15 protein-coding genes are annotated in these 18772 nt (G+C 73.3%); 8 read left to right on the top strand and 7 right to left on the bottom strand.

The window, feature by feature from the left end; genetic code table 11:
• Positions 1-95 precede the first annotated feature (95 nt).
• Together AB0I15_RS44450 and AB0I15_RS44445 are read left to right on the top strand one after the other, a co-directional pair.
• Positions 96-2378, top strand: a complete 2283-nt coding sequence (locus tag AB0I15_RS44450) for an MMPL family transporter (protein ID WP_358110476.1) — start codon at positions 96-98, stop codon at positions 2376-2378.
• The gene (locus AB0I15_RS44445) at positions 2375-3379 is read left to right on the top strand and encodes a phosphatase PAP2 family protein (protein ID WP_358110473.1); all 1005 of its coding nucleotides are present in this window, start codon (positions 2375-2377) and stop codon (positions 3377-3379) included. The genes AB0I15_RS44450 and AB0I15_RS44445 overlap by 4 nt, the downstream gene beginning before the upstream one ends.
• Here the strand turns inward: AB0I15_RS44445 and AB0I15_RS44440 are convergent.
• Positions 3361-4500, bottom strand: coding sequence for a hypothetical protein (locus AB0I15_RS44440; protein ID WP_358110471.1), 1140 nt, complete (start codon positions 4498-4500; stop codon positions 3361-3363). The genes AB0I15_RS44445 and AB0I15_RS44440 overlap by 19 nt on opposite strands.
• A gap of 167 nt (positions 4501-4667) precedes the next feature.
• Between AB0I15_RS44440 and AB0I15_RS44435 the strand changes: the two genes are divergently transcribed.
• The 3 genes from AB0I15_RS44435 to AB0I15_RS44425 all read left to right on the top strand — a co-directional run bounded on the left by AB0I15_RS44435 (position 4668) and on the right by AB0I15_RS44425 (position 8075).
• Complete coding sequence (locus tag AB0I15_RS44435) at positions 4668-5864, top strand: aminotransferase class I/II-fold pyridoxal phosphate-dependent enzyme (RefSeq protein WP_358110468.1); 1197 nt, start codon at positions 4668-4670, stop codon at positions 5862-5864.
• Between the two features lie 75 nt (positions 5865-5939).
• The gene (locus AB0I15_RS44430; RefSeq protein ID WP_358110465.1) at positions 5940-7097 is read left to right on the top strand and encodes an ROK family transcriptional regulator; all 1158 of its coding nucleotides are present in this window, start codon (positions 5940-5942) and stop codon (positions 7095-7097) included.
• 12 nt (positions 7098-7109) lie between these two features.
• Positions 7110-8075, top strand: a complete 966-nt coding sequence (locus AB0I15_RS44425; protein WP_358110463.1) for a hypothetical protein — start codon at positions 7110-7112, stop codon at positions 8073-8075.
• On the opposite strand, the gene AB0I15_RS44420 is transcribed toward AB0I15_RS44425, so the two are convergent.
• Complete coding sequence (locus tag AB0I15_RS44420) at positions 8056-9501, bottom strand: MFS transporter (RefSeq protein WP_358110460.1); 1446 nt, start codon at positions 9499-9501, stop codon at positions 8056-8058. The two genes, AB0I15_RS44425 and AB0I15_RS44420, sit on opposite strands and share 20 nt — an antisense overlap.
• A 298-nt stretch (positions 9502-9799) precedes the next feature.
• Here AB0I15_RS44420 and AB0I15_RS44415 point away from each other — a divergent pair, with 298 nt between their 5' ends.
• Positions 9800-10756, top strand: a complete 957-nt coding sequence (locus tag AB0I15_RS44415; protein ID WP_358110510.1) for a nitronate monooxygenase — start codon at positions 9800-9802, stop codon at positions 10754-10756.
• 221 nt (positions 10757-10977) lie between these two features.
• Positions 10978-12186, top strand: a complete 1209-nt coding sequence (locus AB0I15_RS44410; RefSeq protein ID WP_358110457.1) for a SpoIIE family protein phosphatase — start codon at positions 10978-10980, stop codon at positions 12184-12186.
• Here AB0I15_RS44410 and AB0I15_RS44405 read toward each other — a convergent pair.
• Positions 12179-12424, bottom strand: a complete 246-nt coding sequence (locus tag AB0I15_RS44405) for a hypothetical protein (RefSeq protein ID WP_358110454.1) — start codon at positions 12422-12424, stop codon at positions 12179-12181. The two genes, AB0I15_RS44410 and AB0I15_RS44405, sit on opposite strands and share 8 nt — an antisense overlap.
• 84 nt (positions 12425-12508) lie before the next feature.
• Between AB0I15_RS44405 and AB0I15_RS44400 the strand changes: the two genes are divergently transcribed.
• Complete coding sequence (locus AB0I15_RS44400) at positions 12509-13423, top strand: aldo/keto reductase (RefSeq protein ID WP_358110451.1); 915 nt, start codon at positions 12509-12511, stop codon at positions 13421-13423.
• A 64-nt stretch (positions 13424-13487) separates the two neighbouring features.
• On the opposite strand, the gene AB0I15_RS44395 is transcribed toward AB0I15_RS44400, so the two are convergent.
• Genes AB0I15_RS44395 through AB0I15_RS44380 form a run of 4 tightly spaced genes read right to left on the bottom strand, consistent with a single transcriptional unit; the run spans position 13488 to position 18492 of the window.
• Positions 13488-15527, bottom strand: a complete 2040-nt coding sequence (locus tag AB0I15_RS44395; RefSeq protein ID WP_358110448.1) for a hypothetical protein — start codon at positions 15525-15527, stop codon at positions 13488-13490.
• Entirely contained in the window at positions 15524-16819 is a 1296-nt protein-coding gene (locus tag AB0I15_RS44390; protein WP_358110445.1) for an extracellular solute-binding protein, read from the bottom strand. Before AB0I15_RS44390 ends, AB0I15_RS44395 begins: the two co-directional genes overlap by 4 nt.
• A gap of 37 nt (positions 16820-16856) precedes the next feature.
• Entirely contained in the window at positions 16857-17684 is an 828-nt protein-coding gene (locus tag AB0I15_RS44385) for a carbohydrate ABC transporter permease (RefSeq protein WP_358110442.1), read from the bottom strand.
• Positions 17674-18492 (bottom strand): sugar ABC transporter permease, encoded by an 819-nt coding sequence (locus tag AB0I15_RS44380; RefSeq protein ID WP_358110507.1) that lies wholly within the window; start codon positions 18490-18492, stop codon positions 17674-17676. The genes AB0I15_RS44385 and AB0I15_RS44380 overlap by 11 nt, the downstream gene beginning before the upstream one ends.
• Positions 18493-18772: the final 280 nt, after the last annotated feature.

Below are 18772 nucleotides of genomic sequence, written 5' to 3'. Positions count from 1 at the left end.
GCGGGACCGGGAATTTAGGGTCTACGTGCCGGCCGGCACATGCGTCTCAAGGCCGGGAGTGGGCGGAATTGTCGGTTTTCTCGCGTAAGGCGGTCATGCGGAAATTCGCGGTCGTAGCAGTGCTCTGCTGGGCGGCCGTCGCCGTTGTGGCCGTTTTCGCGAGCGGCCGGCTCGACGACGTCCGGATCACCAGCGGCACCTCGATGATGGCCCGGGACGCCGAGTCCGCCCGCGTCCTCGACATCATGGCCGGGCAGGGCGGCCGGACGGTTCCCGCGCTGGTCGTCTACGAACGGGCCGGGCCGGTCCAGGCGGGCGACCGGGCCGAGGTCCGGCGCGATCTGCGGCGGTTCGAGGGTGTGCCGGGCGTGGTGGGCACGGCCGGGCCGCCGGTGGCCAGCCCCGACGGGCGCGCGCTGCAGGTGACGGTGCTGCTGTCGGGCAAGCCGGGCGTGCTCATCAGCCCGCTGGTCGAGCGGCTGCGCCAGATCGTCGCCGAGGGCCGCCCGCCGGGGCTGACCGGCCACGTGACCGGGGCCGGCGGGGCCGCGGCCGACTACGTCGACTCCTTCCGCCACGTGGACGGCACGCTGCTGGCGCTGAGCGTCGCCGTGGTGTTCCTGGTGCTGCTCGCCGTCTACCGCAGCCCCGTCCTCTGGGTGATTCCGATGCTGGCCGTGGTGGTGGCCTATCTCAGCTCGGCGGCGGCGGTCCACGCGCTGGCCGACGCGGGGCTGATGACGTTGCGCGGCGCGACGCCCGAGGTGTTCACCGTGCTGGTGTTCGGCGTGGCCACCGACTACGCGCTGCTGCTCATCGCCCGCTACCGGGAGCGGCTGCGGGTGAGCGCCGACCAGGAGACGGCGCTGAGGGACGCGCTGTCCGGAGGGATCCGCACGGTCGTCGCCTCCGCGCTCACGGTCGCGGGCGGGATCGGGTGCCTGCTGGTGGCCGACACGAACGCGCTGCGGTCGATCGGCGCGGCGGCCTCCGTCGGGATCGTGATCACGATGGTGGTGATGGTGACGCTCCTGCCCGCGCTGATGCTGCTGGGCGGACGCCGCGCCTTCTGGCCCGCCACACCGCGGCCCGGTCAGGTCGGGCGCGACGGGCTGTGGCGCGGCGTCGCCGATCTCGTCGGGCGGCGGCCCCGGCTCTCCTGGGCGGGGTCTGCGCTGCTGCTGGCCCTGCTCTGCGGAGGGCTGGTCACCCTCGACGCCTCGGGCATCCCGCCGTCCTCGCTGTTCACGATCCGCACGGACTCGGTGGCCGGCTACGACGCCCTGAAGCGGCACTACCCGGCCAGCGCGCCGGTGGTGGTGCTGGCGGAGCGGGCCCGGCGCGGTGCCGTGGCGCAGGCCGTACGGCAGACGGGCGGGGTGGTGTCCATGCGGGCCGTACCACCCACGCGGACGCCGGGCGCGGCGGTGGGCGCACGCGCACCCCGGGCAGGTGGAGCGCTCGCGGCACCGCCCGTGACGCGGCCGGGCGAGGCGGGCGTCGGGCGGTCAGGTGGGGCGGGCGTGGCCCGGCCGGGTGAGGGGGGCGTGAGGCGACTGCTGGCGGCGGCGCCGATGGCGGGTGTGATGACGGGCATGATGACGGGCATGGCGGCGCGGGTGTGGCCGGGGACGCCGGTTTCCGGGGCGGGTCAGCCGGCGGATCGGTGGCAGGTCTTCGATGTGGTGCTGGCCGCCGAGCCGAACACCGCCGACGCCGAGCGGATGGTGGACGACCTGCGGCGCTCGGTGCGGGCCACGGCGGGAGGGGCCGCGCTGGTCGGCGGGTTCACCACCGAACTGCTCGACACCAAAGACGCCGCCCTCGACGACGCGCTGCTCGTCGTCCCGCTGATCCTGCTCGTGGTGGGCCTGATCCTCATCGTGCTGCTGCGCTCGCTGGTGGCGCCACTGCTGCTGATCGGCACGGTCGTGCTCTCCTTCGCCGCCACGCTCGGCCTGTGCTCGGTCGTGTTCACCAGGTTCCTCGGCTATCCCGCCATGGACGTCTCGTTCACGCTGTACGCGTTCGTCTTCCTCATCGCGTTCGGCATCGACTACAACATCTTCCTGATGGCCCGCGTCCGCGAGGAGACCGCCGCGCTGGACACCCGCGCCGCCACCCTGCACGCGCTGCGGGCGACCGGCGGGGTGATCACCGCGGCGGGGGTCGTCCTGGCCGCGGCGTTCTTCGTCCTGACCGTGCTGCCGCTGGTCCCGGTCATCCAGCTCGGGCTGCTGGTGGCGATCGGGGTCGTGATCGACACCGTGCTCGTACGTTCGTTCCTGGTGCCCGCCCTGGCCCACCACCTGGGCCGGTTCATCTGGTGGCCGGCCCGGACGACCCTGCCGGCCCGACGCGAGAGGGCGCCCATGTGAGCCGAGCGCGAGCCGGCCTGCCCACGAGCCCGGCGAGGGCCGGCGTGCCCACGGGGCGGGCGGGGATCCGGCCGGTGGAGGTGGTGGTCCTGGGTTATCTCGGGATCATGGCGATCATCGTGGCCGTGTCCCTGGAGAGGCTGTCCGACGGGCCGGCGCTGCTCGCCGGATACGCCGGGGCCGTGATGTTCCTGCTCGCCGCGGTCTGGGCCGAGCGGCGTTCTCCGGCCGTCGGGGCGGTGAGGTTCCTCCGGTTCGCCGCCCCGCTGCTCGTGCTGCCGTTCGCGTACTCCGCCGCCGGCCGCGCGGTCCTCGTCCTGCACGGGCGTTTCGTCGACGACGCCGTGTACGCGTGGGAGAGCGCCCTGTTCGGCACCCTGCCGAACATCACCGTCACGGCCGCCGGCTCCCCCTTGCTGACCGAGCTGCTGACGTTCTGCTACTTCTCCTTCTACGGCTGCTTCCTGATCCCGGTGGTCCTGTACGCCCGCGGTCGCACGGGCCTGGCCGAGCAGCACCTGTTCGCGTCGCTGACCGCCATGCTGGCCTGCTACCTGGGCTTCCTCACCGTCCCGCTGGCGGGCCCCGCGCTCGCCCTGCCGGAGCTGCACGCCGCGTACGGGCCGTCCGGCCACCTCATCGCCGACCTGCAGAACGCGATCATGACCGCCCTCGACCCGCCCGGCGCGTGTTTCCCGTCGTCACACGTGGCGGGCGCGTGGGTCACCGTGCTGTGCCTGCGCCGGTTCGTCTCCAGGACCACCCGCCTGATCCTGTGGGCGCTGACCCTCGGCCTGACCGTGGCCGTGGTCTACGACTGGTATCACTACGCGTCCGACGTCGTCGCCGGTCTCGCGGTGGCCCTGGCCGCCTACGCCGTCACCGAGCGGGTCCGGGCGCGGCGGGCGGAGGGCGGCGGCCAGGTGGATCGCCCGGCCGCCGACGAAGCCGGTGGCGCCCGCGACCAGGAGGTGTGGGAGCGTCACAGGTCTTGGCGGTAGATGCGGTAGGTCTTGGCGCGGGTGGAGCCGGTGGCCGCCAGATAGCGGTTGATGGCCTGGTTGTCCTCGAGGGTCCAGCCGACCTCGATGCCGCCGTGGTAGCCGCCGGCGATGATCGCGTCGAAGGTGTGGGCGAACAGCGCGGTCTCGACGCCCCGGCCGCGCATGTGCGGGACGACGCCGAACAGCACGGCCCGGGTACGGTTCACGTGCCGGGCCGCCAGCGCCAGGCGTACGAGCCCGACCGGCAGCCCGAAGCGGCTCAGGCGGCCCCGCGCGGCGGGCAGGGCCTGGTTGAGGTCGGGCAGCACGAGCGCGACGGCGACCGGCTCGCCCGCCACCTCGGCGAGCTGGACGAGCCGGGGGTTCACGATCGTGCGCAGGCGGCCCGCGAGGGCGGTGAACTCGGCGTCCGTCATCGGCGTGAAGCCCCAGTTGTGCTGCCAGGCGCCGTCGAAGACGTGCTTGACCCGCATGATCTCGGCCGGGAAGTCGCGCGGCTCGATGGGCCGCACGGTGAAGTGGTGGCGGCGTTCGGCCAGGCGGGCGACCCGCAGCAGCCGCTCGCGGGGCGGGTCGGTGAGCTCCCACGTCCACAGGTCCTTGGCCTTGGCCAGGCCGCAGTCTTCCAGCAGCGCCGGATAGTAGGCCGGGTTGTAGGGCATCATCACCGCGGGCGGGGCGTCGAACCCGTCCACCAGCACGCCGCACTCGTCGTTGGTGGTGAAGTTGACCGGCCCCACCAGGGTGGCCAGGCCGCGCTCGCGCAGCCATCCGGCCGCGGCGTCCAGGAGCGCGCGGGCCACGCCGGGGTCGTCGGCGCAGGCGAACTGGCCGAAGAAGCCGTCGCGGGCCTGGTGGACGTCGTTGTGGCGGGGATTGTGCACGGCGGCGATCCGGCCCGCGACGCGCCCGTCCTTGCGGACGGTGAAGAGCGCGGCGTCGCCGTAGGCGAAGAACGGGTTGCGCCGCCGGTCGAGCAGGCGCCGGCAGTCGCCGCGCAGCGGCGGCACGAAGTGGGGGTCGCGCCCGTGCAACGCGTACGGGAGCTCGACGAATCCGCTCAGCTCACGGCGGGTTCGCACCGGCTCGGCGACGAGCGTCGGCGACAGGGCTCGCATGGTGTTCCCCCGAACGCTAACGAGTAGGGACAGGACGGCTTCGGGCGCGCATCCAGGACACGGTTGACTACTCTACTCTCATCATCGATCACGTACGGTTACGATTGCCCAATGCAGAGCGAGTCGCCAGAATGCTTCAGACTGAGGCGGAAAGTGAGGTCCGCACCGTGACGGACGCCTTCAGCAAGTGCCGGCTCCCGCGGGAGGCCGAGGCCCTTCTCGCCTCGTCCCTCTACCCCTTCTACCTCCCGGTCGAGGGGCGGCCGGGCGACGGGGAGGTCACGGTCGGAGGGCGCCGCGTGCTGATGGCCGGCTCCAACGACTACCTGGCGCTGTCGGACGATCCGCGGGTGAAGGCGGCCGGGGCGGAGGCGGTGCACCGGCTGGGCGCGGGCAACTCGGGCTCACGGGTGCTCAACGGCACGCTGGCGCTGCACGAGAGGCTGGAGGGCGAGCTGGCCGAGTTCCTCGGCCATGAGGCGGCGATGGTGGTCTCGACCGGCTATCAGGCGAGCCTCACCCTGTGCCCGCTGTTCGGGCCGGACGACGTCCTGCTCGCCGACCAGTACGTGCACGCCTCCCTCCTCGACGCCGCCCGCCTCGGCCAGGCGCGGCTGCGGCGCTACCGGCACAACGACATGACCCACCTCGCCCGCCTGCTGGAGGTGGCCGACCCCGGCCAGGGGGCGATCGTGCTGACCGAGGGCATGTTCTCGGTCGGCGGCGATCTGTGCGACCTGCCCGGCATCGCCAAGCTGGCCGCCGTGCACGACGCGCGGGTGGTGATCGACAGCGCTCACGACGCGGGGCTGCTGGGGGCGGGCGGCCGGGGCGCCGGCGAGCACCATGGCCTGCAGTCGGCGGTGGACGTGCAGACGATCACGTTCTCCAAGTGCTTCGGCACCCTCGGCGGGGCCGTCACCGGCCCCCGGCACGTGATCGACTACCTGCGTCACTCCGCGCGGGCCGCGCTGTTCTCGGCCTCGCTGCCGGCGGCCTGCACCGCCGCCGCGCTGACCTCGCTCGGCATCGTCCGTACGGAGCCGGAGCGCCGTCAGAGGGTCCTGGCCGCCGCCGAGCACCTGCGCTCCGGCCTGGTCGCGCTCGGGTTCGCCATCCCGTCCGGCGGCACGCCGACGGTCTCCCTGGTGGTGGGCGACAACGAGTTGTGCTGCCGGTTCTGGAGCGGGCTGCTCGACGAGGGGATCCTGGCCAACGCCATGCTGCCGCCGAGCGTGCCGGGCGGCAAGGCGCAGATCCGGGTCAGCATCACCGCCGCCCACACCGAGGCCCAGGTCGACCGGCTCCTGAGCGCCATCGCCACGGTCACCGGCCGCGTGGGCCCGATCGCCTGCCAGGAGTGAGCCTCCGGCGAGGGGACATTGACGGGGCGGCCGGACCGGGATTAGTTTCTACCCGTTAGTTATTAAGGGGCGGGGATGAAACAGTCACCGGTGCAGGACGTACGGCGGTTGCACCGCCGGCTCGTGCTGCGGAGCCTGCGCGACCACGGCCCCCAGCCGCGCGCCGACCTGGCCCGGCGGCTGGGCCTGTCCCCCACCACCATGACCAAGGTCGTGGCGCAACTGCTCGGCGAGGGCCTGGTCACCGAGGGCGGCGTGGAGAGCGGCGCGGCCGTGCGGGTGGGGCGTCCCTCGACGGACGTCCGGCTGCGCGCGGACGCCCGTCACGTCATCGGCGTGCAGGTGGGCGCGGGCACGGTACGGCTGGGGCTGTGCGACCTCAGGGCCCGCGTCCTGCGCGGTGACGCGTTCGCCTTCGACCTGGCCGGCGAGAGCCCGGAGCGGGTGGTGGCGCGGATCGCCGGGGCCGCCGCAGCGCTGGCGGGCGACCTGCTGCTCGGCGTCGGGGTGGCCGCCCCGGGCCCGGTCGATCCCGCGTACCGGCGTAACGTCCTGTCGGTCAACCTGGGCTGGCGGGACGTGCCGTTCAGCGATCTGCTGGAGGGGGCGCTGGGGGTGCCGGCGGTGGTGGATCACAACGTGCGCGCGATGGCGCTGGCCGAGGCCCGCTACGGCGACACGGCCGGTGCCGACCCCCTCCTGTACGTGTACGTGCGCACCGGCGTCGGCGCCGGCGTGGTCATCGGCGGGCGGCCGTTCCGGCCGGGGACGCACGGCGTGGCCGAGCTGGGGCACCTGCGCGTGGTGGACAAGGGTGAGCCGTGCGCGTGCGGCGCGACCGGGTGCCTGGAGACCGTCGCGGCGGAGCCGTACCTGGCCGCGCAGGCCCGCCTCGCCCTCGGCGGGGAGCCCGTCGACCCGCTCGCCGAGCTGGCGGAGGCCGCCGGCGAGGGCGACGGCCGCGCCGCCGCCGTGCTCGACGACCTGGTGGAGCACCTGGCCACCGGGCTGGCCGGGGCGGTCAACCTGCTCAACCCCGAGCTGATCCTGCTGGGCGGCGCCTTCGACCGGGCCCCCGGCGCGCTGCTCGACCGGCTGGGCGACGCCGTGCGGGCCAGGTCCTTCCCGGTGCTGCGCGACGCGGTCCGCGTGCGGCGCTCGACGCTCGGCCCGGACGCCGGCGTGGTGGGCGGCGCCGCCGTCGCCCTCGACCGGCTGTTCTACGACGCCTGAAAGGTGAAAGTCATGATGGGTCACGGCTCCGCGCCGCTCCCCGCGTTCGACCCGCTCGCGGGCACGGTGGTGCTCGCTCCGGAGAAGGACGAGGAGGGTTACTGGGTGGGCTCGCCGGGTGTGCTGCACGACGGGGAGCGGTTCTGGCTGACGTACCGGCGGCGGCGTCCCCGGGGGTCGGAGGCCGAGCGCGGGTGGTGGGGCGCGGTGGCGGTCAGCGAGGACGGGGTGGGCTTCACCGACGTGTGGTCGGTGCACAAGGACGATCTGGGCACGTCGTCGATGGAGCGGTTCTGCCTGACGCCGGCGGACGAGGGCGGGTTCCGGCTGTACCTGTCGTACGTGGATCCGGCCGACAACCGCTGGCGGATCGACGCGCTGGCGGCCGGGCACCCGTCGGAGTTCGACCTCGCCTCGGCGCGTCCCGTCCTGACCGCCGCGTCGACGGGCACCGAGGGGGTCAAGGATCCGTACGTGCTGCGGTCCGGGCCGGTGACGTACCTGTTCGCCAGCTACGCCGAGGCGCTGCCCGGGCTCGGCCCCGGCGCGCACGCCACCGCCGACATCTACAACGTGGGCGCGACCACGCACCCCACGGGCCTGGCCACCAGCCTGGACGGCGGCGCGACGTTCACCTGGCAGGGGCGGGTCCTCGCGGTGGGCAGGGGCTGGGATCGCTACCAGGCCCGGCTGAACAGCGTCGTGCCGGTCCCCGGCGCCGGCTACGTGGGCTTCTACGACGGGTCGGCCTCGCACGAGGAGAACTACGAGGAACGCTGCGGCGTCGCCGTCTCCGCCGACCTGTTCACCTGGCGGCGCCTGTCGGCCGCGCGGCCGTGGGTGACCTCTCCGCACCGCGGCGGCTCGGTCCGGTACCTGGACGCGCTGCTCCTCGCCGGCCGGTGGTGGCTGTACTACGAGCTGACCCGCGCCGACGGGGCCCACGAGCTGCGCGTGATCACCCTTCCTCAGGTTTGACGGCGACCGCGGACGCCACGGGACGGCTTTCCCGCCGCGGGCTCCGGCGCCCCGGGATGCCGAGGGTGACCAGGGCCGCGACGAGCGCGGCCGTGCCGCCGATGAGCAGGCCGGCGCGCAGGCCGGTCTCCGAGGGCACGGGCACCGGGCCGAGGCGGATGGTGAGCTGGGCCAGTACGGCGCCGATCACCGCGCTGGAGGCGGAGGTGCCGATGGAGCGCATCAGCGAGTTGAGGCCGTTGGCGGCGGCGGTCTCGTGCACCGGGACCGCGCCCATGATAAGGGCGGGCATGGCCGCGTACGCGAGGCCGATGCCCGCGCTGATCACGCTGCCCGCGACGAGGATGCCCCAGGCGTGGCCCATCAGCGGCAGGGCCGCCAGATAGCCGGCGGCGATGACCAGGCTGCCGGTGAACAGGGAGGTCTTCGGGCTGCGGACCCGGGACAGCCTGGCGGCCAACGGCGAGACCGCCATCATGACCAGGCCGCCCGGGGCCATCCAGAGCCCGGCCTCGAACATGGACAGGCCCAGGCCGTAGCCGGTGGCGGCGGGCAGTTGCAGGACCTGCGGGCCGATCAGGGACAGCGCGTACATGGAGAAGCCGACCACGATCGAGGCCAGGTTCGTGAGCAGGATCTGGGGGCGGGCGGTGGTGCGCAGGTCCACCAGGGGCGCGCGGACGCGCAGCTCCCACCAGCCCCACAGCGGCAGGAGCAGCGCGGCGGCGGCGAACAGGCCCAGCGTGGCGCCGCTGGTCCAGCCCCAGTCGCCGCCCTTGGTGACGGGCAGCAGCAGGCAGACCAGGCCGGCGGTGAGGCCGAGGGCGCCGGGCAGGTCGAAGCGGGCGCGGGCGCGTACCGGGGATTCGGGCACGAGGAGCAGGATGAGGACGGCCAGCAGCGCGCCCAGGCCGGCGGAGGCCCAGAACAGGGCGTGCCAGTCGGCGTACTGGGCGATGGCGGCGGCGAGGGGCAGGCCGAGCGCGCCGCCGACGCCGAGCGAGGAGCTCATCACGGCCATCGCCGAGCCCAGGCGCTCCGGGGGCAGCTCGTCGCGCATGATGCTGATGCCCAGCGGGATCACGCCGACGCTCATGCCCTGCAGCGCGCGACCGGCCACGACCGGGGCCGGCGCGTCCGACAGGGCGCACACGACCGAGCCGGCGATCAGCATGAGCGTGCTGATCAGCAGCAGCCGGCGCTTGCCGTAGAGGTCGCCGAGCCGCCCCACCACGGGGGTGGCGACCGCGCCGGCGAGCAGGGTGGCGGTCAGGACCCAGGAGGCGTTGGCGGGCGAGGTGTCCAGCAGCCGGGGCAGGTCGGGGATGAGGGGGATGACGATGGTCTGCATGAGCGCGACCCCGATGCCCGCCCCCGCCAGGACGCCGACGACGACACGGGCGGAGGGCGGGGAGGCAAAGGACATGTACGACGAACCCCCGGTCACGACGTCTGCGCGCTATGTACGGAATCTAACCCCTACGAAGGCGGGACACACCGGCGCGGCCTTCTCGGCGATCGGCACCTTCCGCACCCGGCCACGGGCCCGCGGGTGATCGCCGTCGAGTTCCAGGGCCACGGACGGCCTCGCCCGGGTTCTCGGGAGCCCGCGGCCGGAGGGTCGGCGGCGGGGCGGCCGGGGACCAGGCGGGGGGCCAGCCGGGGACCAGGGCGGGGACCAGGGCGGGGACCAGGCGGGGCCTGGCTAGGATCGCTTCGTGAGCATGATGCGTACCTGGTTGACCGAGCGTTTCGGGCTCGGCCTGCCGCTGGTCGGCGCGCCGATGGCGGGTGTGGGTGACGGGCGGCTGGCGGCGGCCGTGTCGGCGGCGGGCGGGCTGGGCATGGTCGGCGTGGCCGCCACCGCGCCGGCCTCGTGGATCGCCCAGCAGGCCGCCGTCGCCGCCGCGAGCGGCCGGCCGTACGGGATCGGGCTGATGGCCTGGGCACTGGAGCGCAACCCGGGCCAGCTCGACGCGGTGCTCGAGGCCCGTCCCGGCCTGGTGTCGGTCAGTTACGGTGACTACGCCCCCTATGTCGGGCCGCTGCGGGAGGCGGGCATCACCGTGGCGACCCAGGCGGGCACCACGCGGGAGGCACTGGAGGCCGAGCGAGCCGGCGTGGACGTGATCGTGGCGCGCGGCGGTGAGGGCGGCGGCCACGGCCGCGACGACGTGACGACGCTTCCCCTGTTGCAGAGCGTGCTCGACGAGGTGGGCCTGCCGGTGCTCGCGGCGGGCGGCATCGCCACCGCCCGCGGCCTGGCCGCCGTCCTGGCCGCGGGCGCGGAGGGCGCCTGGGTCGGCACGGCGTTCCTGGGCTGCGCCGAGACGACGCTGTCCGAGCCGGCCCGGCGGCGCGTGCTCGAGACCGACGAGACCGGCACCGCGTACGGCCGGGTCTTCGACGTCGCGCAACGGCTCGCCTGGCCCCCCGAGTACGGCGGGCGCGCGCTGCGCAACGGCTTCTTCGACCGCTGGCACGGCAGCGAGGAGCGGCTGGCCACCGACGAGGCGGCCAGGGCCGATCTGGAGGCCGCCCGCGCGGAGGGCGACTTCGACACCGCCTACATCTACGCCGGTCAGGCCGTGGGCCTGGTCCGCCACCCGCGCACCGCCGCCGACGTGGTGTCCGGCTTCGCCGGGGCCGCCGAACTGCTGGACCGCTTCGGCGGCTCGTAGCACGGCGGGCTCGGGCGTGCCGAAGCGGGCGAACGCGTCGACGCGCGCCCGGGATCGCGGCCGAAGCCCCGTTCCGGCACGGCAGCGCACGCCTCCCGCACGCCTCCCGCACGCCTCCCGCACGCCGAGCGGCAAGGTCGGCGCCCGGCCGAAACGGGCCCCACGGACACCGAAGGCGGTCAAGTGGGTAGGGGAGCATCGGCGACGGAAGGAGGGGGCCGGTGCCGAACGAGGGCGAGCGCGTCCTGGGCGGCCTGCTGCAGGCCATGCATCTGTCCGGGATGGAGGACCTGCCGTCCCTGGTCGCCGCGCACGCGCGGCTGATCGGTTTCGAGCGGGTGGTGCTCTACACGACCGACCTGCAGCAGCAGTTCCTCGTGCCGCTGCCTGGGCAGCACGGCGAGCCGCTGGAGCCCATCCGGATCGACGGCACCATGCCGGGCCGCGCCTTCCGCATGGTCGAGGTGGTCCACGCCAGGGCCGCGCGGGATCAGGACGAGGGCACGCGGCGGCTGTGGGTGCCGCTGCTCGATGGCACCGAGCGGGTCGGCGTGATGGGCGTGACCGTGCCCGACAACGGGGAACTGGCCGAGGACCGCGCCAAGCACCTGGCCTCCCTGGTGGCGGTGCTGGTGATCAGCAAACGCCCGCACAGCGACTCCTACGCCCGGATGGTACGCGCCCAGCCCCTCACCCTCTCGGCCGAGATCCTCTGGAACCTCCTGCCCCCGGGGACGTTCGCCAACGAGACCGTGGTGATCAGCGCCGCCCTGGAGCCCGCGTACGAGATGGGCGGGGACGCCTTCGACTACGCGCTCGACGACGGCCTGCTGAACCTGGCGATCTTCGACGCCATGGGACACGACACCTCGGCCGGGCTGACGGCCAGCGTCGCCATGGGCTCCTGCCGGAACAACCGCAGGCAGGGCATGGACCTGGCGGCGAACGGCGAGGCGATCGACGCGGCGATCAAGCAGGAGTTCACCGGCAGGTTCGCCACCGGCATCCTGGCCCGGCTGGATCTGCCCACCGGCTGGCTGACCTGGGTCAACCGCGGCCACCACCCGCCCCTGGTGATCCGGGAGGGCCGGCTGGTCGCGACCCTGGAGAGCAGCCTGCCCGACCCGCCGATGGGCTTCGGCCTGGACGCCGGCACGGGTGCGCTGCGCTACCAGTTGCAGCCGGGCGACCGGCTGCTGTTCTACACCGACGGCGTCATCGAGGCGCAGAGCCCGGACGGGGAGCGGTTCGGCCTGGAGCGCTTCATCGACTTCGTCATCCGGCAGGAGGCGGACGGCGTGTCGGCGCCGGAGACGCTGCGGCGGCTGATCCAGGCCATCCTGCGCCACCAGCGCGGCCGCCTCCAGGACGACGCCACCGTGCTCACCGTGGAGTGGCGCAGCCCGCGCCGGTATCAGCTCCTCATGTAGCCGCCTCGGTGACCTGCCTGATGTACGCGTTGCGCAGCACGATGAGCCTGGTCATGTACCGCCGCGGGACCAGCAGCTCCGCGATCGCGCCCAGGGACAGGTGTCCGGAGGTGACCCCGGCGACCGCCCGCTCGTGCGCGCCGCGCATGGAGGAGGTGTGCAGGTCCACCGACAGGGACGCGTCGAAGACGGTCTCCGGCGGCGCGAGGACGAGGGTGGTCACCTCGAAACGGGCCATGCGCGGAGCCTACCCGCGGCCCGAAACGACGGTCGTGGGAGGATCCTCCGCAGGAGACGGACTCCTGGGAGAGAGGGCGGACAGTTGTCAGAGCAGCAGGGGCGCCGCGTGCCCGGTACGGACGCGCCCATCGACCCGGTGACCCTCGGCACGTCCGGGCTGGGCCGTGACCCGGGTGGCGAGGAGCTGGCCGACGCGCTCATGACCGGCCGTTTCCGGCAGCTCGACACCTCCAACGAGTACGCGGGCGGCCGCAGCGAGACGCTGATCGGCCAGGCGCTCAAGAAGCACCGCGACGGCGTGACGATCTTCACCAAGGCGGACCGGGACCTGGAGACGGGGGTGTTCGACGGTGACCGCGTCATGCGCTCCTTCGAGGAGACGATCTCCCGCCTCGGCGTCGAGACCCTGCCGATCTACCATCTGCACGACCCGTTCACGATCACGGTGCGGGAGGCGATGGCGCCGGGCGGTGCCGTACCGGCCCTGGTGGCGCTGCGCGAGCAGGGGCTCGTCGGCTCGATCGGCATCGCCGCGGCGGGCAACGGCACGATGGTGCAGGACTACGTCCGTACCGACGCGTTCGACGCGGTGCTCACCCACAACCGCTTCACGCTGGTGGACCGGCGGGCGGAGGACATCCTCGACCTCGCCACGGAGCGGGACATGACGGTCTTCAACGCCGCTCCCTTCGGCGGCGGCATCCTGTCCGGCTCCTCCCGCCACGCCACCCGCTACGGCTACCGCCCCATCACCCCCGAGTTCGGCCGGCACGTCGAGCGGGTCACGGCGCTGTGCGAGCAGTGGGGCATCAGCCTCGCTGCGGCCGCCCTGCACTTCTCCATGGCCGAGCCGCGCGTCCACTCCACGGTCGTCGGCATCAGCTCCCTCGAGCGGCTCGCCACGCTGGCGGAGCTCGTGGACACCGCGATCCCCGAAGGATTCTGGGCGGACCTGACGGCCCTCGGGACGCCGCCGCCGTCCCCGGCGGCCGACTGACTCCCGCCGCGCGGGCCGGGGTCGGGTACGGGCCGTCATCGTCCCGATCTCCGCAGCGACGCGCTCACGGGAGCCGTAGCAGCCCTTCGTGCCGGACGGTCCACGACGGCGGGAAGCCGGGCGACGGCGGGCCGCCGTCCCAGCCCTGGGCCATGAGCGCCACCGCCGCCAGCAGCCCGCCGTTGCCGGGCAGGTAGACGGGCAGCGTGGCGGACTGCCGGTTGTGGCCGTTCGGCAGGTAGGTGTTCTTGGCCGCCGGTCTCAGCAGCGCCTCGATCGCGGTGTGCGGCTCGCCCAGCCGGGTGGCGGTCATGGCGATGGCCGGGTGGTCCCAGCCCCACGTGCTCTCCCAGTCCCAGTGGGCCAGCACGTCGTGCAGGGTCGCCCGCATGGTCGTGGCGTCGATGAGCGGGGTGGGCGGGACGAAGCCGAGCGCGTACAGCATGGAGGGGTGGTCGTCGCGCACCGTGTACGGCGGCGCGTCCATGGCCGCGTACACGCCGCCGCGCACGCGCGGACGGGCCATCCCGTCGGCCACCTCGGCCCACGACGGCTCCGGCGGCAGGCCGAGCAGGCGCCGCCAGTGCTGGGCCACCTGGAGCGCCCACGACCAGTAGGCCAGCTCGAACGTCGGGTTGGCCGCGCTCGCCCGCACGTCCGCGTACGACTCCTGCGCCGGCACCAGCGGCGGCCCCAGCCCGTACCCGCCGGGCCCCTTGACCGCGAACGCCGCCATGAAGGCGGCCGTGTCGAGGACGAGCCCGGCGTAGCGGTCGAGCGCGTGGCGGGTGCCGGTCGCGCGGCGCACCAGCTCGGCCAGGAAGATCGGGTGCGGCTGCTGCCAGACCAGGAACGGCCCGATGGGGCTCGGGCTCTCCCGGCCGTCCGGGCCGGTCTGCTTGGGCCAGCGCGCTCCCGGGCAGCCCTGCGCCCTGGCGGTCTCGCGGGCTCGGGGCTGGATGGCGGCGTACCAGCCGAGGCCGCGTTCGAGCAGCTCGGGCCGCCCCCACAGCGGGAAGTGGGCCGCGTGCCACCAGTGCATCTCCAGGTGGAAGCGGCCCCGCCAGCTGTTGGCCATCAGCCCGGTCTCGGCCGGCGGGGACGAGCCCGCGCAGTGGATCGCCGTCAGGAACTGCGACAGCACGATCCGCCGCTCCAGCTCATGGGCCCGCTCGCCGCCCGGCAGCTCCACCGCGCCGCCGGTGTTCCAGAAGCGGGCCCAGTGCCGGGCCGAGGCTGCGGCGACCTGGCGGAAGCAGGGCAGGCCGCCCTCGGTCCTGAAGGCGATCACCAGCTCGGCGGCCGGCTCGCCGAAGGTGATCAGGAACTCGTGCGGCCCGCCCGCCGACACCCGGCCGCCGCCGGTCATGGTCACCGCCACGTCGTACGCGGTGTCGTCGAGCACCCGCTGGACGGTGAACCCGCCGGCCGAGGGCCGCAGCACCGACGCGTGCGCCTCCGGCCGCGACCAGTCCGCCGCGTTCCCCCACGCCTGCGACCCGTACGGGAACGCCAGCCGCACCGCCAGCTCGCTCAGCACCGGCGACTCGACGCGCACGGCCAGCACGTCCCGCTCGGGATGGCAGGCGGTGACGACCGTGAACGGCGCTCCGCGCAGCCGGTAGCGGCTGGTCAGCACGCCGGTCCACAGGTCGAGCCGCTGGTGGACGTCGCCGAGGTCGGCCGGCGACAGCGGCGGCCCGGCGACCGCCGCCAGCCCGATCCGGCCGAGGTCGAGCCGGTGCGGGTTGGCGCGCAGCCACGCCTCGGCCGCCGACGCGGGCGCCTCCCCCGAGCCGCTCAGCCCGCCCCGCATGTCCACGTACGGCACCGGCCCCCGCGCCGTCTCGTACGTCCGCGTCGTCTCGGCCGGCGCGTGCGAGCCGGGCACGCTGTGCCAGCCCCACGAGGCCATGATGGCCAGCAGCGTCCCCGGCCCCGTGCCGGTGCGGTCCTCGGCCGGGTGGGCGGCCGGGAAGGTCTGCAGCCCGGTGACGTCCACCGTGCAGCAGAGCTCCCCGTTGCCCACCGACAGCGGTGACTCCGGCAGGATCCGCCGCGTCTCGACCGCGTGCCTGCCGACGAGCTCCCGGCGGTCGATCACGGCTTGATCGCCGTCCCGACCTGCTGGACGAAGTCGGCCGCCGCCGCGGCCGGCTGCTGCCGGCCGAACAGCACCTCGGCGTTGACCCGGTCGAGGATCTTGGGCGTGTCCGTGGATCCGGCCGGGCCGATCACCAGCGGCGGCCCGGCCTTGGGCGTCAGGCCGTCGATGAACTCGGCCTGGGCCTTCTCCTCCGGACCGAGCACGCTCTGGATGGCCGTGCGGACGTCGGAGTTGGCGGGGATGCCCCGGTCCGCCAGGATGATCTTCCCGGCCTCCGGGCTGTTGACCAGGAAGTCCACGAATTTGGCCGCCTCCTGCGGATGCTCGCTCCTGGCGTTGACGCTGTAGATCTGCGACGCCTGCAGCCACATGCCGGGCTGGGTGCCGCCGCTCTCGCCCGGCAGCCGCATCAGCCGCAGCGGCTGCCCGGCGGCCTTGCTCAGCGCGGTGAGCTGGTTGCTCCAGTCGAACTGCATCGCGGCCTGGCCCCGGCCCATCAGCGACTGCTCGGGCGCGGGCTGGGTGATGAGCTCGGCGGTCTGCGAGGCGGGCGGGGTCGCCTTGGCGTCACGCAGTCCCAGCGTCATCGTCCACCAGTCCGCCAGCGTCTTCTCGCTGATGCCGACCTTGCCGTCGGCGGTGTAGAGCGCCTCGCCGCGCTGGCGCGAGTACGCGTCCAGCATGTCGGTCCTGGTGGGGTCGGCCAGCGCGAACGTGCCCCGCGGCGCCTTGGCGGCCAGGTCCTTGGCGATGCGGGTGAAGTCGTCCCAGGTCCAGGTGTCCTCCTCGGGCAGCGCCACCCCGGCCTTGTCGAAGACCGCGGGGTTGACGACGACGGCGATGGCGTTGACTCCGGTCGGGACGCCGTACTGGACGCCGCCGAAGTTGCCGTTGCCCAGCGCCGCCGCGCCGATCTTGTCGGTCTTCAGCGCGCCGCCCACCTTGGACAGGTCGAGCAGCGCGCCGCGGTCGCCGTACTCGCGCGGGTAGGCGCCGCCGAGCGTGATGACGTCGGGCGCGCGCCCGCCCGCCACCTCGGTGGCCAGCCGGTCGAAGTAGGAGTTGAAGTCCGTGTACGTCCCTTTGACCGTGATCCCGGGGTTCGCCGCCTGGAACGCCTGGATGACGCGCTGGGTGGCCGCCGCCCGGTCGTTGTTGCCCCACCAGCCGAACCGCAGTTCGACCGCGCCGCCGTCGCCGCCCCCGGACGAGCCCCCGCCGCAGGCGGAGGCCGCGAGCAGCACGCCGGTCAGGCAGAGCGCCGCCAGGCCACTGGATCTTCTCGGCATGGCCCTTCTCCTTTGAACGTTTCAATCACAGGCACGATCATTTGAAGCCGGTCGTCGAGATGCCCTGCGTCAGGTAGCGCTGGCCGGCCAGGAAGAACCCGAAGATCGGCGCCAACCCCACGATCGACATGGCGAAGAGCTGGCCCCAGGCCGTCTCGCCCTGCCCGTCCATGAACGAGCGCAGCGCCACGGGCATGGTCCACAGCTCGGGGTCGGTCAGGAAGATGAGCTGGCTGAAGAAGTCGTTCCAGGTCCAGATGAAGGTGAACAGCGCCGAGGTGGCCAGCGCCGGCACCGACAGCGGCATGATGATCCGCCAATAGATCCGGATGTGCCCGCAGCCGTCGATGCGCGCGGCCTCGTCGAGCTCGCGGGGCAGGCCGCGGATGAACTGCACCATGAGGAAGATGAAGAACGCGTCGTGCGCCAGGAACTTCGGCACGACCAGCGGCAGGTTCGTGTTGATCCAGTCGAGCTGGGAGAACAGCACGTACTGGGGGACGATGAGCACGTGGACGGGCAGCATCAGCGTCGCCAGCATCATGGCGAAGAAGATCTTCCTGCCCCGGAACTCGAGCCGCGCGAACGCGTACGCGGCCAGCGAGCACGACACCAGGTTGCCCGCCACGGCCAGGATCGCGATCACGGCCGAGTTCAGCAGGTAGAAGTGGAAGGGATGGTCGAGCGCGGTCCAGCCCTCGACGTAGTTGCCCAGGTCGAGCCGGGTCGGCCAGATCGACGGGTCGCGGAAGATGGTCTCGGTGGGCTTGACCGAGCTGGACACCATCCACAGCAGCGGATAGAGCATCACCAGCCCGAAGCCGATGAGCACGGCGTGCCTGCCCAGGCGCCGTCTAGCTCCCATAGAAGACCCACCGCCTGGCGAAGAGGAAGTTGACCCCGGTCAGCACGGCGATGACGGCGAGCAGCACCCACGCCATGGCGGAGGCGTAGCCCATGTCGAAGGAGCCGAAGCCGCGCTCGTACAGGTAGAGCGTGTAGAGCAGGGTGGCGTCCGACGGGCCGCCGCGTCCGCCGCTGATCACGAACGCCTGGGTGAAGCTCTGGAAGGCGCCGATGAGCTGCAGGACCAGGTTGAAGAAGATGATCGGGGTGAGCATCGGCAGCGTGATGTGGACGAAGCGCGACATCGTCCCCGCGCCGTCCACCTCGGCGGCCTCGTAGTAGGAGACGGGGATCTGGCGCAGCCCGGCGAGGAAGATGACCATGGGCGCCCCGAACGTCCAGGCGTTGAGCAGCACCAGCGTGCCCAGCGCGAAGTCGGGGTGGGCCACCCAGCTCACGCCTTCGACGCCGGCCAGCGCCAGGAGCTGGTTGATCAGGCCGTCCTTGCCGAAGAGCTGACGCCAGAGGATGGCGATCGACACGCTGCCGGCCAGCAGCGAGGGCAGGTAGTAGACCGAGCGGTAGAAGCTCAGGCCGCGTACGCCGCGGTTGAGCAGGAGTGCCAGGGCCAGCGCGAGCACGAGCTGGACGGGCACCGAGACGAACACGTACACGAAGGTGACCAGCAGCGACTTGTGCAGCCGCGGGTCGTCGAGCATCTGGCGGTAGTTCTCGAGTCCGAGCCATTCCGGCGGCTTGAGCAGCGTGTACTCGGTGAACGACAGGTAGAGGGAGGCCAGGATCGGGCCCACGGTGAACAGGGCCATGCCGAGGAACCACGGGGTGAGGAAGAGGTAGCCGATCCGGTCCTGGGGCGGGCCGGCCGATCGCGTGCGGCGGGGCCGAGGCTCGGTGGGGGGCGGGGGCGGGGAGACGGCGGTGTCGGGGAGTGCCAAACGTCTGCTCATCTATCACCCTTCGCAGTCACGCTGAGCAGCGGACAGGCGGTGAGTAACCAGTTTCTAACACCGCTCGTCCCGAGTGTCAACGACGCATTGAACTGGCCGGATGGGGCTTGCGCAGGGCGCGGCAACCGGTTGTAATGCG

This window comes from Nonomuraea sp. NPDC050643 (assembly GCF_040654715.1).
Classification (GTDB): Bacteria; Actinomycetota; Actinomycetes; order Streptosporangiales; family Streptosporangiaceae; genus Nonomuraea.
This window is presented reverse-complemented; position numbering and strand designations above follow the sequence as displayed.